This window comes from Caballeronia sp. SL1002, from assembly GCF_057814995.1.
In genome coordinates this window covers 2,821,604-2,834,413 of sequence record NZ_JBYMUW010000002.1, presented here as the reverse complement: position 1 = coordinate 2,834,413, position 12,810 = coordinate 2,821,604, and the positions used below count along the sequence as shown (strand labels likewise).

The 12,810-nt window shown below is 56.6% G+C and carries 10 protein-coding genes and 2 pseudogenes; 11 read left to right on the top strand and 1 reads right to left on the bottom strand.

What is annotated here, in order from left to right:
- Nucleotides 1–12: 12 nt before the first annotated feature.
- On the bottom strand, nucleotides 13–2,367 hold the full coding sequence (hsdR, locus tag AC3D25_RS15535; RefSeq protein WP_488889248.1) for an EcoAI/FtnUII family type I restriction enzme subunit R: 2,355 nt from the start codon (nucleotides 2,365–2,367) through the stop codon (nucleotides 13–15).
- A gap of 408 nt (nucleotides 2,368–2,775) precedes the next feature.
- Here hsdR and AC3D25_RS15530 point away from each other — a divergent pair, with 408 nt between their 5' ends.
- The 11 genes and pseudogenes from AC3D25_RS15530 to AC3D25_RS15480 all read left to right on the top strand — a co-directional run bounded on the left by AC3D25_RS15530 (nucleotide 2,776) and on the right by AC3D25_RS15480 (nucleotide 12,805).
- Nucleotides 2,776–3,198: a helix-turn-helix domain-containing protein gene (locus AC3D25_RS15530; protein ID WP_488889711.1), complete on the top strand. Its 423-nt coding sequence runs from the start codon at nucleotides 2,776–2,778 to the stop codon at nucleotides 3,196–3,198.
- Between the two features lie 298 nt (nucleotides 3,199–3,496).
- On the top strand, nucleotides 3,497–4,195 hold the full coding sequence (locus AC3D25_RS15525; protein ID WP_488889247.1) for a Tn7 transposase TnsA N-terminal domain-containing protein: 699 nt from the start codon (nucleotides 3,497–3,499) through the stop codon (nucleotides 4,193–4,195).
- Nucleotides 4,176–6,203: a transposase gene (locus AC3D25_RS15520; protein ID WP_488889246.1), complete on the top strand. Its 2,028-nt coding sequence runs from the start codon at nucleotides 4,176–4,178 to the stop codon at nucleotides 6,201–6,203. The genes AC3D25_RS15525 and AC3D25_RS15520 overlap by 20 nt, the downstream gene beginning before the upstream one ends.
- Before the next feature lie 49 nt (nucleotides 6,204–6,252).
- On the top strand, nucleotides 6,253–7,284 hold the full coding sequence (locus AC3D25_RS15515; RefSeq protein WP_488889245.1) for a TniB family NTP-binding protein: 1,032 nt from the start codon (nucleotides 6,253–6,255) through the stop codon (nucleotides 7,282–7,284).
- 132 nt (nucleotides 7,285–7,416) lie between these two features.
- A pseudogene (locus tag AC3D25_RS15510) lies at nucleotides 7,417–7,824 on the top strand (TniQ family protein); the annotation flags it as partial.
- A 231-nt stretch (nucleotides 7,825–8,055) separates the two neighbouring features.
- Nucleotides 8,056–8,637, top strand: a complete 582-nt coding sequence (locus AC3D25_RS15505; protein WP_488889737.1) for a hypothetical protein — start codon at nucleotides 8,056–8,058, stop codon at nucleotides 8,635–8,637.
- Nucleotides 8,638–8,866: 229 nt separating this feature from the next.
- Nucleotides 8,867–9,223 (top strand): annotated as a pseudogene (locus AC3D25_RS15500) (TniQ family protein); the annotation flags it as partial.
- Between the two features lie 231 nt (nucleotides 9,224–9,454).
- Nucleotides 9,455–10,186, top strand: coding sequence for a hypothetical protein (locus AC3D25_RS15495; RefSeq protein ID WP_488889736.1), 732 nt, complete (start codon nucleotides 9,455–9,457; stop codon nucleotides 10,184–10,186).
- A 29-nt stretch (nucleotides 10,187–10,215) separates the two neighbouring features.
- Nucleotides 10,216–10,926, top strand: coding sequence for a hypothetical protein (locus AC3D25_RS15490; RefSeq protein WP_488889244.1), 711 nt, complete (start codon nucleotides 10,216–10,218; stop codon nucleotides 10,924–10,926).
- A gap of 104 nt (nucleotides 10,927–11,030) precedes the next feature.
- Nucleotides 11,031–11,540, top strand: coding sequence for a 3'-5' exonuclease family protein (locus AC3D25_RS15485; RefSeq protein WP_488889243.1), 510 nt, complete (start codon nucleotides 11,031–11,033; stop codon nucleotides 11,538–11,540).
- Between the two features lie 170 nt (nucleotides 11,541–11,710).
- Entirely contained in the window at nucleotides 11,711–12,805 is a 1,095-nt protein-coding gene (locus AC3D25_RS15480; protein ID WP_488889242.1) for a hypothetical protein, read from the top strand.
- The last annotated feature ends 5 nt before the right edge of the window (nucleotides 12,806–12,810 follow it).

Genomic DNA, 12,810 nt, shown 5'->3' with positions numbered 1-12,810 from the left:
ACCGGTGAAACCTTATTGATAGAGCGAGCGTTCGAGCTCGCGGATCGCCGCCTGATACTGGACCCGGCCGCCGAACGCCTGAACCAGTTCGACGGGCGAGCCGAGCTGGTCAAGCGGCGCGAGTCGCAGCACTTCGGGGCGCTCAATGTTCTCGACGCCGTCGTCAGCGTATTTCTCGAGCAGCGCCTGCAGCACCTGCCGCGCGGTGTCGCCGTACTTGCCGAAATAGTCGCGCTTCCTGACGTTCTCGGCACGTTCCCGCCGGGTCAGCGGCTTCTGGCCAAACGCGATATGGCAAACCAGGTCGAACGGATCGAGGTCCTTGCCTGCCTCTTTCGCGAGTTCGTCGAACAGGATGCCTTGGTCCTCGAGCTCGGTGACGATGGCCTGCTTCCTGTCGGCATCGTTCCAGGCCTGCAGGAACGCGTCGAGCGACACGAAGCGCTTGCCGATCTGGATCCGTGTGAAGTCGCGCAGCGACTCCGTGATCAGCTTGCCGTCGGGGCCCAGATACTGGACCCGCTCATTGACGACATACACGGGCACTTCGTCAATCACGTACCGGGTCCGGCCCGTACCGGGCACGTCAGGCCCACCGATAATATCTGGTATGCCGCCGGCCTCTCCGTCCAGACCGCCAGCGGGGTCGCCCGGCGCATCACCCTCCTCTTCCGGCGGAACGACAGGTCCGTCTGGCTCGGGCGCGAACACCACGACCGGATCGCCGTCAAAGGCGGGGTCGGCAAACAGTTCGGTCGCCTTCTTGAAGTCCAGAATGGTAAACCACAGCTTGCCGTACTCCTCGTCGATCCGCGTGCCGCGGCCGATGATCTGCTTGAACTCGGTCATCGACCTGATCGTGCGATCGAGCACGACAAGCCTGCAGGTCTTCGCATCGACGCCGGTCGTCATCAAGCGTGACGTGGTGGCAATCACCGGATAGTCCTTGCGCGGATTGATGAAGTTGTCGAGCTCGAGCTTGCCTTCCAGGTTGTCGCCGGTGATCTGCATCACGTACTTCGGATTGGCGCCCGCCAGGTCGGGGTTCGCGTTGATCAGCGCCTCGCGCATCCGGGCCGCGTGGTCGATGTCCTCGCAGAATACAATGGTCTTGGCCATCCGGTCAGTCGCATGCAGGAATTCGGTGATGCGCTTCGCGACCGCTTCGTCGCGGCGCGTCAGTACCAGCGACCGGTTCATGTCCGACTGGTTGTAGATCCGGTCTTCGACAACCTGCCCCAGCCTGTCGACCATGCCCGCGGTCGGTCGCCAGCCCAGGTCCTTGTCGAGATCGACCCGGATCACCTTGTACGGCGCCAGAAAGCCGTCCTCGATGCCTTGCCGCAACGAATACGAATAGACCGGCTCGCCGAAGTAGGTAATGTTCGACACCTCGGCGGTTTCCTTCGGGGTCGCGGTCAGTCCGAGATGGGTAGCCGAGCTGAAATAGTCGAGGATCTCGCGCCAGGCTGAATCCTCGGATGCACTGCCGCGATGGCATTCGTCGATCACCACGAGGTCGAAGAAGTCGCGGCTGAACTCACGGTAGATGTTCTGCGCCTCTTCCGTCCCAGTCACCGCCTGGTACAGCGACAGGTAGATTTCATAGGACTTGTCGACTGCACGACTCTCGATCTTGGTCATCGCGCCGGCGAACGGCTTGAAGTCGTTGGTTTTGGTCTGGTCCACCAGGATGTTGCGATCGGCGAGGAACAGGATGCGCTTCGCCGCCCGCGCCTTCCACAGCCGCCAGATAATCTGGAACGCCGTGTAGGTCTTGCCGGTACCCGTTGCCATCACCAGCAGGATCCGTGACTGTCCCTTCGTAACCGCTTCGATCGCGCGGTTCACCGCGTTCAGCTGGTAATAGCGGGCCGGCTTGCCGGGGTAGTAGTCCTGCGCATAGACCGGCTCCGCCTCCGGCCCGATCCCCTTCCACGCGAGGTAGCGTTGCCACAGCTCATTGGGCGACGGGAACTGGTCCATCGCGATCTCACGCTCGAGCACGCCGTCATGCAGGGTCCTGTCATGCCAGATGAAGCCATCCCCGTTGCTCGAAAAGGCGAACGGGACGTCGAGCATGTCGGCATACGCAAGCGCCTGCTGGATGCCGTCGCGCACCGTGTGGTTGTTGTCCTTCGCTTCCACGATCGCGAGCGGGATACCGGGCTTGAAGTACAGCACATAGTCCGCGCGCCGGATGGTCTTCGCGTCGCGCTTCGCCCGGTTGCCCCGCACGACCACGCGACCGCTGGTCAGCGCGACTTCTTCCAGCAACTGGGTATGCATGTCCCAGCCGGCTGTCGTTAGTGCCGGGGTGATGAACTTGCTGCAGACGTCGCGCTCAGATAGCGATTTTTTTTCCATTATCGATCATCCCCGATTCACTGGGCTGCCGCCCCAATGAAGGTTTCCGTTCCCGGCGCGCATGGGTTCCTCGCCTTGGGCAAAACCTTCGATTTGACTTCGCTTGGAAGAGGACACGTGCGGTCATGCCAATATCAGTATGGAATTATAAATGGCCGCAGCAAATAGCCGAGAAATGGCCGGAATCCACACACGGCACGATAAGTGCCCATCGTCGGGCCGTAGCATCTGTATTCCTCGATCACAAGATCCCGCACATTGCTCTCGACTTCCAACGTCAGAAAATCGAGCGTGGCATCATTGTGAGATAAAGAAATTAACCTTTAAAATCAAATACTTGTGTATTGACGGGATTTCGACTTTAGCCTATGGTTGGTACATCGTGTGACCATCTATCGCCATTCCTCTATGTCAACGCCCCTAGGAATTTTCCTCCGAGCCCTTCGATTGAGAGCTGGACTGAGGCAGCAGGAGCTTGCTGACAAGGTTGGATACGATGCTTCGCATGTGTCCGGCGTGGAACTAGGGCGCAAGAATCCGTCTCCGGAGTTCCTGGAGCGTTTTGCGGAATCGTTGCAGCTTGCGGCTGACGAAACAGCAGGCCTGAAGAGGGAGCTCGCGGACTCGCCGACGAGCATTCAGCTGATTCCGGATTTGCCTACCGATGAGTACCGGATGTATGCGGAGCTTGGCCGAAAGCTCGGAAGGCTGTCGCCCGGGCAAATTGCGACCATCCGCGCGATTGTCCGGCTCGACGAGGAGATACGTTCGCAACCGGCGTATCAGCCAAGTCGCATAAAACGACGATCGAAAGAGGAGGCGCCAATGTAAAAACGGGACAAGACCTTGCGGCTTGCCCCGTTGCGAGCTAGCGAACGACACTAACCCGGTTGACGCCTTTAGTATCGTCCGCCCCTCCGCGACAGTCAAGCCGCTTTTCCTCGATTCATGGGAAAACGCACGGGACAGATTTGCCCGTGTGGGGACACTTTTTCGTCCGGATTCGGGCAATTTCGTTAGCCGGGCAACGACCCACGCTGCTTGGTGGCTCGGCTCGTCCCCGACCGTGGATCGCTCAAGAAACCTGCTCGTAATACGCAACGAGCAGCAGTTCAGTCGTAGGAGCATCATGGACGTCCCATATGATAGCGCCGGCGCCAGCCGGGCAAACACTTCTCCGCCGCAAACTTCTAGGCATCCGGCGCGCAATCCTGTTACGCCGTCAGGCAGAGGGTTTCGCGCTAAGTTTTTTTCGCCAAAGAACAATCGGCTTGTCCGCTGCGAGAGTCTTCTTGAATTTGACTGCCTCCACTTGTTCGAATTTGCGCGGGGTGTCGTTCGATTTGTCGAGCAGCCGAAGACTATCAGGTACCGCCTCGGAGCAGGTTCGCGGACCTACACGCCGGACTTCGCCGTCGATTGGAGCGACGGTCGCCGTTGGCTCATAGAAGTGAAGCCGGCAGACGTACTTGCCGAGCAGCGAAACCGGGAAAAGTTCGACCGACTTTCGGAGGTGTTTAAAAGTCAAGGGGAGCAGTTCCTCATCCTGACCGATCAGGAGATTCGGAAGTCAATGAGATTGGCTCAGGTCAAAACGCTGCTTCAGGTGCGTTACGGAAAATGGTTGGACGGAGCAACGCAACCTGCCGTCCCTTCCAGTCTTTCAAATCGGACGATCGCCGAAGCACTTCGAATCGGGGCGTCGGGCAGCTCGATTGTTCATCGACTGGCCGTGCGCGAGTTGACCTGCTGTCTGGACACGGAGATCACTGGATCAACCCTTTTGTTGCCGTTTGAGGAGAGCCACGATGACGCGCTATTCGTTTAGGGCTGGGGAGTTCTTCTCACTGCACAGGGTTAACTATCTGATACACGACGTTATCAATCGATCCGTGCATGTGACGTCTCTCAGCGACGCAAGCAAATCAACACATAAAGTCGCGGAGCTTCTCTCGCGATATGAAAGCGGAGAATTGAAATTTCTTTCACGCGAAGAAGCTCGGATCGCGGCGGTCGATGTTCCTCCGGAACGGTGTATCGAGCGCGGCCTCTCGGATTTTTCGCATCGCATTCAGACGAACACCATAACAAAGTGGAAGTATCTGGATGCGATTTGCCCGGACGGACGGATAGGATACCCGCGCAACGTTGTGGCGAATCTTCTTCGCAAGGTGTGGGGCGAGCTTGACCCGAAATATCGCAGTGAACGCCCGCCGTCACTACCAAGCTTTTATCGTTGGAGAGCACGGTGGGTATGGGCGAACTTTGACATTCGCGCACTCATAGACAAATGGGAGCTTCGAGGACGCAGGCCGGCTGAACTTCCCGACAAGCTATCAGAACTAGTAAACGAGGGAATCGAAAAGGTCTATCTGACTCCGCAGCGCGAGTCTCTTCGAGAGGTGCTCGACTGGGTCCAGCACGAAGTCGAAATGGAGAACCGTCGCCGAGCGCCCGAAGATGCGTTGCCTCGCGTTACCCGCCGCATGCTTAATCGTGTGATTGCGCGGATCGACCGTTATGCAATTTTAAAGAGGCGGTATGGTGAAAAATATGCCCGGGAAGCAACACGGATATACGGGAAGGGACCTGTTTGCACACGGCCGCTCGAACGCGTAGAAGTTGATCACACACCACTCGATATTCTGGTGGTTGATTCTAGTACTGGACTTCAACTTGGCAGACCATGGATAACGGTCATGATTGATGCATATTCACGGATGATTGTCGGGGTCCACATCTCTTTCCGTAAGCCAAGCGTACGTTCTGTCTTGCGATGTCTGAAACATGCGATCTTGCCGAAGTCGTATGTCAAGGATCGATTCCCGAGGGTAACTGGCGACTGGCCCGTCTATGGACTCATTGACCAACTCGTATGTGACAACGGTCTCGAGTTTCATGCGCAGGATTTGGAGGCGGCGTGCGCGGAACTCGGAATCCACGTGATCTACTGCCCAACCCGGACACCGCAGATGAAGGGACGCATTGAACGCTCACTCAAGACGCTTAACTACGGGCTGGTTCATATCCAGCCGGGAACAACATTCGCCACCTATGGTGAGCGGCATGCATACGATTCTGAACGGACAGCGTTGCTAACTTTTGAGGCGCTACAGGAACTCGTTCATCGATGGATTGTGGACGTCTATTCCGTGAGCTTTCATCGAGGAATCCAGACCACGCCAAGGCAGAAATGGGACGAAGGCATTGCTAAATTCGCCCCCCGGTTGCCCCCGTCAACCGACGTTGTGAATGTCTATCTCGGTAACACTGCGATTCGCACTCTCAGCAAAAATGGTATCGAAGTGCACTCGCTGCAGTATGCGTCGCCCGCTCTTCAGGATCTCCGACGGCGAAGCGGCGATATTGAAGTCACGGTACGGACGGATCCCGATGACCTCGGAACCATTTTCGTATTTGATGAAGAGACCGCCCAGTACATAGAAGCCAAATGCACGATAGCAGGATACGCCGAAGGCATTACTGCCGAGCAGCACAAGTGGATGCTTTCGAAGGCAAAGAAAGACTACGAGACGTCGCCGCTCCGCCTTGCGCTACTCGCCGCCAAGTCTGCGTTACGTGACGACACCGACAGGCTTATCCAAGAGTGCTCGCCAACTAATTCGAAGTCGAAACGTGCGAAACCTACCAACTCGGACCGCGAGGCTCTTGTGCAACGGGAAGAAACGCGTCAGATCCCGTTGCCGCTTGAAACGATCGAAGAAGCGGATGAGCCAGATGGCATCGAGAATGATGAGGTCGAGACGCCCTTGTTCCCTGTCCGGCGCGGAACGTCTTCGCCTGGTCAAGTAAATCCAAAGCTTCGCGGCGCCTAGAGCATAACCTTGTGCGGCCGCGTTTTCGCGGCCGCGTGGAGAACATATCATGAACGACAACATGACGAATGATTCGGATTACAAAGGTATGTATAGTAATGAGGAACATCGAAACCAAGAGCATCTTGTCGACAAGAAGTATGAGTCGGTGGCCACGGTACGTGAGACGCTTATTGAACATCCAGCGTTTGCTTACGGTATCGGTGCTATCCGACGGTGCCATCGAATGGGGCAATTCGAACTTGAGGAGCCAGGCTGCCTACTCGTCACGGGAGTATCTGGAAGCGGCAAGTCTACCCTTCGCAAGGAATACGCCAAGCATCATCCACGTCGTGAAACTCAGGATGGGACAATTATTCCCGTTCTTCATCTTGAACTACCAGCGAAGCCGACGATAAAAAACGTCGCAGAACGCATCCTTTTAGCTTTGGGAGATCCACTGTTCGCCCACGGGACGGCCGTCGCGATGACAGAACGCATCATCGTGCTGTTCAGAAACTGCAGATTAGAGTTGGTTATTCTTGATGAGTTTCAACACTTCATCGATCACTCGAGTGAAAAGATCGAGGCGACAGTCGCTGATTGGTTGAAGAGCCTCGTCAACGCGACGAAGGTTCCGTTCGTTCTAATGGGCTTGCGCCGCTGTCGTCGAATTCTTCAAGGCAACGAACAGTTACGCCGGCGCTTTTCAAGGCAAATATCACTTGAGCCGTTTAGCATCGCTGACAAACGGTCGAGGCGCATTTTCGATGGTCTCTTGCGTACGATATACGGCAGCTTGCCGGTTCCGTGTGTTTCTGAACTGACCGGCGGCGGAGTCACGGTCGAGCAGATGCACTACGCGACCTTTGGCCTGATTGGCTACGTAATGACGCTCATTATCGCTGCCGTCGAGATCGTCATTGAGGAAGGACGCGCGGCGATCGATCGAGATGTCCTTGGCAAGGCGTTTTCCGACGCCATCTGGCCAGAAGGCCTGGACCGTCTAAATCCGTTTCACCCAAGGTTCATCAATAGACCGCTGACTAACGCCAGCGAACCATTCTTTGGCTACAAGGTCGATCTCGGCCACGTCGCTTGAGGCCGTTTCGGGCGACAACGGTAGCTTTATCCACTTAGGGATACGCGCCCATATCGTTGCGAGTCTCTGGCAGGATACGCTCGTATATATCGGTCCGAGTCAAAGTCGCTTCATCTAGGGGAGTACTGCGCAATGCCGGGACGCCGTTCTTTCGCTACGCACGCAGCCTCCAGGGGGCGGCGTTTTATCTGCCGTCCTCGACCAGCTGACGACGAACACGTACTGAGCTATTTGCTGCGCCTTGGGTTGATGAACGGGTACACCGGCCAACCAGCGATTGGACAGTTTGTACGGTCTATCAAGGGCAGCCTTTGCAAGGCAGACGAGGTGGCCGCGGTCGCTCGACTCGTGGATCTCGACATATGCGCGTTACACGAGCTGCTAGACCGGCACCGGCATATACCGGGCGTGCGTGCGAGGTCCCTGTACTGGGCAACGCACTACTTTTTTCGCGAGCCGTATACCGCATATTGTCCCACCTGCATTGGTGAGCGTGGACTTTTCAGGGCTATCTGGAATTTTCGCGCCATAGCCACATGCGAGCTGCATTGTTTATGGCTTGTCGAGCGCTGCCCGCAATGCACTGAGCTCGTAGGGTGGGACCGCCCCGGCCCCACATTGTGCAAATGCGGATTCGATCTGGGCCAAACGGAGACGACACCGGCTCCCATCGAGGCTGGTCTTATCAGTAAGCAGATCCTTGCAGCACTCCGCGAGGTGGCGGAACGTGATCTGATCGAGTACCCGGTTTTTTGTGCCGAGATACGCCGAATGAGCGCGCTGGAGTGGCTAGCAGTAGCGAACTTCCTGTCGACGATGGTTGCACAATCGCGTCACTTCCATCCAACCAGCAAGTGCGCCCTCGAGACAGAGAAACGCGCCACGGATCTTGCGGCCAGACTGTTCACGTCTTCGGCGTCAAGCGCTTTGCAGGAACTGAACAGGCTCTCGCAAGACGACGTGGCCGGATGGAAGCCGCTACTCATTTCGTTCGAAGAGCTTTTAGAGAGGGCGCCGACTCGTTACCTGGATTGCCGTCGCGGCGCTATGTCACTCCCGGCCTTCCTGACCGAGTTGCTGCATCGCTATGTCGACGGCATCACTATGTATCGGGAAGGACGGAGGCTTGCAGTCAACCCAGACAGGCTAGGAGCAGGCGCCGATGGATCCCTAGGCATATTAATACGGAGGGCGACGAGCACCGGTAGCTCCGATGCATCCAGCGAACTTGAATTTGTCCCCGTTCGAGATCTTATGGAGGCGATTCGGCAAACGGACATCGTCCTTCACAGCACGCGCGACGGCGAAGAGCTCATCGGTGCGACAAACCGGAGCCTTCATATTGCCGTCTGAAATTGATCGCTTTCTGCGTTGGCGGCGAGACAATAGTCCGTTGACTATGGAACTGAGCAGTCTGTTGCGACTCAGCGAACTTACGTCAGTGAGCTGTCTGGCATTTCAACGAGTGATCAGGGCCGTCAGGGCAAGGCATATAGTGCTTTTCCCACGGGGGAAGATAGCGTGACATTCGGCACGTGCTTTGTCGCAAAGGGTTTCCTTCCGACATTCGTGAGGTAGCAACATGACCAAGCTTCTGGTTCGCTTCGCGCCAATGCCTGGTGAGAGCACCACAGGCTACCTGCTCCGTTTATCAGAACGTAACGGCTTCTCATCGCTTCTTGATCTGGATCTTCTGGCCTCCGGCGAGCATGGTGTCGATGGTCTCGCGAGGGTGGGCTCGATGCTTCCTGGGCTATCACTGCAGCCGCTCCGTGGTCAGGTAAGTCACTTTCGTCATCTAAGAACCGCTGATCCGGGTGCCCTCGGCGCGAAGTACTGGAACGGACACAGACCCCGCTACTGCCCCGAATGTCTCGCGGAAAGGCCTGGATGGCGGGCAGCCTGGGATCTAACGCTGATGACGGCGTGCCCGGTCCATCGCACGCGACTGCGCGACTGCTGTCCAGCATGCAAGCAACCGCTGTCGTGGAAACGGCGCTCCATTTGTCTCTGCAGCTGCGGGCGGCGGTTGACACAAGCCGCGTCAGAAACGGCTACGATCGCAGAGATTGCTGTAGGCGCGTATCTGTCTTCAGCTTTGACCGGAGAAGCAATCCTAGATCCAGCCCTGCATCGAACAAATGTTGGGCTCCTCGCGCTTCCGGACTTGTTGGCAGCCTGCATCTTTCTCGGTGGGTATGCGTCCAACAAGGGAACGAAACCTACCAAGATCGCCAATCTGGATGAAGTATCGGTGGCAACCGTAATAGCAAACGCAGCGGGGCGGGCATTTCTCGATTGGCCGCTCGGGTATCAAGACCTACTGCGCATGGTTTGTCGTAACAGAGGAGCCGGCGATTCATGCGCCCGCCTGACCGCCCGCTTCGGTTACTTTTATACCGCCTTGTACAAGCGCTTCGCGGCTGATCAGTTTGATTTTCTGCGTCGAGAGTTCGACTCATATGTCAGCCGCGAATGGGTCGGCCAGTTGGCCCAGAGGAATCGGCGGCTGTCGCAGGCGACCCGCCGCCAGCATGCATGGATTCCGCTGACGTTGGCGGCCAAGCTACTGGGGACCAGGCGCGACACGATCTTGGTATTGATCGCGGACGGCACTCTGAAGGGGCAAACGCACAAGACGGCTGCCGGCCGAACGTCGGGTACCGTAAGCAGGTGCAGTGTCGAGGCCTTCCGCGACGAGAAATCGCAGTGGATGACACTTGCGGATGCGCGAGCAACCTTGCAGATTTCGCGCAAGCGTGCGTACGCTTTGCTTCGCTCACATGTGCTGAGGCCGGTCGGAGGGCCATCGGTGGATGGTTCACCGGTATGGAGATTTTCTACGCGGGACGTGATGGCAGTTGCGTCAACACTATCGGACGCGGAGGCGGCCGGCGGATAATTAGCGATTAACCTGAACGCATGTGGACAATGGAAGACAAGGCCCTCGAAAATCTGGACCCCTGCGATTTGCTAAGGACAATCGACTCACTCCATGAAGCCGATATCCGAAACAGCTTTTTTTCCAGGTGGGACGGTGCCGCTGGTGCGTTCGGACCGGTTGCTGTCTCCGAACATCTGGCGGACGTAGCATCATTTTCCCTCAACACAACAGTACCCCAGTCGATTCAAATCCACTTCGAGACGGCGAAGAATCTCGACGCCTACGCATGGTTCGTTTATCGCTTTTATCCTGTAGCAGAGCAGCAGGCGCTCACGTCGCTCGAGTTTGCGCTTCGTGAGCGGCTAGCTCAGGAAGTGGCGCGATCGACTCGAGTTGGAGCCAGGCTGCCGCGTGGTCTAAAAAATTTGCTGGAGGAAGCGCGGGACCGAGGACTAGTATCGAATGACGGGTTTCCGTGGATTCAGGAACGAGCGCTGCAACGCGCCAGACAACGTGCCGAGTTCCAACAGATCGAGGAGATGCAGCGCCTTGGACTGACGACGGTGGAAGTCGACTACTCGAATGTAGAGCCATTACCCGAGGATTTCGACCAGGACTGGATCGGCACATTCATTCACACTTTGCCTAGAATTCGAAACACGTACGCTCATGGCTCGGACGTCCTTCACAACTCGGTCTTGCGCACATTTGAAATCGTTGGTGAGCTGGTTGATCAGCTATTCGATCCGGCGAGGTAGCGCCTGTCCATTCCTAGCGATGCAACTTCAACCGTGCGCTTCGACAGAGTTGCCGAAGGCCGCCACACGACGACGTTCTGATGTTTTCGCCGGGAGGCCTTGATATGCTTGTCTTTCTAGACACCGAGTACACCGGACTCGGCCAACCGTCACCCAAGCTAATTAGCCTAGGGATCGTGACGGAGGACGGGCACAGGGAGTTCTACGTTGAGCTCGAAGACACATGGAAGCTTGAAGACTGCACCGATTTCGTTCGACAGGAGGTCCTGCCGTTGCTTAGCGGAGCGGCTATGTCTCTGCTGCAGGCGCGCGAAAGACTGCTTGAATGGTTCGCCGCATCTTCGCGTGAGGTGCGGGTCGCTTGCGATTCGATGACCGACTTCCGATTTCTGTTGGAGTTGTTTGGTGAATCGAAGCCATGTAATCTCGCGGCGACACCGTTAGACCTCCGACCATTGATCGACACGTCCGTATATCACAAGGCCGTATTGAAGCACTACCGGAACGATGACCGCGAGCATCACGCGTTGGTAGATGCGCGCGCGTATCGGAGAGGCTGGCTGGCATGGATGGATGAGCACAAGGCGAGGCAGCATCACGCGGGCCGTCGCTGAACTTACGAGTGCCGGTTACGTTTACCGCCGTGATTGTCTATTGTTGGTCGTCTATGGCATCCGGTCGACAGCCGTTCACCGCGTCGAAGCCGAGAATACGGCGTAAGCTCACGCTTCAGAAAACTTTAATAAGAATTGCGATTTGATTGCTTGGCTACGGTGGCACGTTTATGCATAACGAATTAGAAAGGCTCTTACGTGAAGAGCCGGGGATTAAAGCTCGCGTGATCGCAGGCAGGATCGGGCAGGAAAGGAGTGTGGTTAATGCATATCTGCACGGCAATCCAGAGTGCTTTGTCAAAGACGAAGCCCATTGCTGGTTCCTGGTAAAACCAGCGGAGCTTCGCATTGCGCTTCCCTCGGCAAAATGGGTCACAGCGGAACTCTTCGAAAATGCGCTCGAGTCGGTCGAGTCGCCACTCGCCTCTGCTTGCAGCGGCGTGGTGTTTGTCCTGGCAAAAAACAGCAAACTCCTGCTGGAAGCTACCGCTCGTCTGCTCGCAATTTGCAATCAGCTTGTGTTCGATCGAAAGGCTGTTCAGATCGATTTCAGTGATTGCTACCCCACGTTGGATTACTTCAACCGGATTGGCTTCTTTGACTTCCTCGACCCGACGGTTGCGGTGATCCCCTCTCGCCCAAAAGTATCGAAAGCTGGCCAGTACAAGGGGGCGAACGAAGGGGTAGTAGAAGTTGCAGCGATTGACCCGGTGGCGCCGGACGAAGAAATCCCTGGGCGGTTGCAAAAGAGCTTCATCATCTGCGCGGGGGCCCAATATACCGTGGGCGCCTTTACGGTATTGTCCGAGCTGTTCGGCAATGTACGGGATCACTCGAAATCACCTATTCCAGGCTTTGCCGCGCTGCAGTTCTATCCCAAAAGCCGCAGGCCGCACATTCAGGCGGTCATCTCGGACAGTGGACGGGGCATCCTGGGCACACTCGCGCCGGTGCTGGAATCAGAATACCCCGAACTCGCAAAGAGAATTAGTGCCTCGAGCGTCCATCCCGGTGTAGCGCTGGTTGAGGAAATTTTCCGGAATGGCGAAATCAGTAGCAATCGGGACGAGGCGCGCGGTCTGGGGCTCAAACGTTCAGGCGAAGTGGCTAATAAATTCAATGCCAACATTTCGGTGCGGCAGGAAACGTTCGAAGTGAAGGTGTTTTACGAAAACGGCGAGATCCGGTTCTCACATCGCCTGAACATGTCTTTGCTTAGAGGCACCCACATCTGTTTCGACTTCCTGCTTGACGCCAAGGCCTGATTCTC

Coding starts and splice junctions, on each gene's coding strand:
- AC3D25_RS15485 (WP_488889243.1), top strand. CDS start 11,031: ATGCTTGTCTTTCTAGACACCGAGTACACCGGACTCGGCCAACCGTCA.
- AC3D25_RS15525 (WP_488889247.1), top strand. CDS start 3,497: ATGGACGTCCCATATGATAGCGCCGGCGCCAGCCGGGCAAACACTTCT.
- hsdR (WP_488889248.1), bottom strand. CDS start 2,367: ATGGAAAAAAAATCGCTATCTGAGCGCGACGTCTGCAGCAAGTTCATC.
- AC3D25_RS15515 (WP_488889245.1), top strand. CDS start 6,253: ATGAACGACAACATGACGAATGATTCGGATTACAAAGGTATGTATAGT.
- AC3D25_RS15490 (WP_488889244.1), top strand. CDS start 10,216: ATGGAAGACAAGGCCCTCGAAAATCTGGACCCCTGCGATTTGCTAAGG.
- AC3D25_RS15480 (WP_488889242.1), top strand. CDS start 11,711: ATGCATAACGAATTAGAAAGGCTCTTACGTGAAGAGCCGGGGATTAAA.
- AC3D25_RS15505 (WP_488889737.1), top strand. CDS start 8,056: ATGAGCGCGCTGGAGTGGCTAGCAGTAGCGAACTTCCTGTCGACGATG.
- AC3D25_RS15520 (WP_488889246.1), top strand. CDS start 4,176: ATGACGCGCTATTCGTTTAGGGCTGGGGAGTTCTTCTCACTGCACAGG.
- AC3D25_RS15530 (WP_488889711.1), top strand. CDS start 2,776: ATGTCAACGCCCCTAGGAATTTTCCTCCGAGCCCTTCGATTGAGAGCT.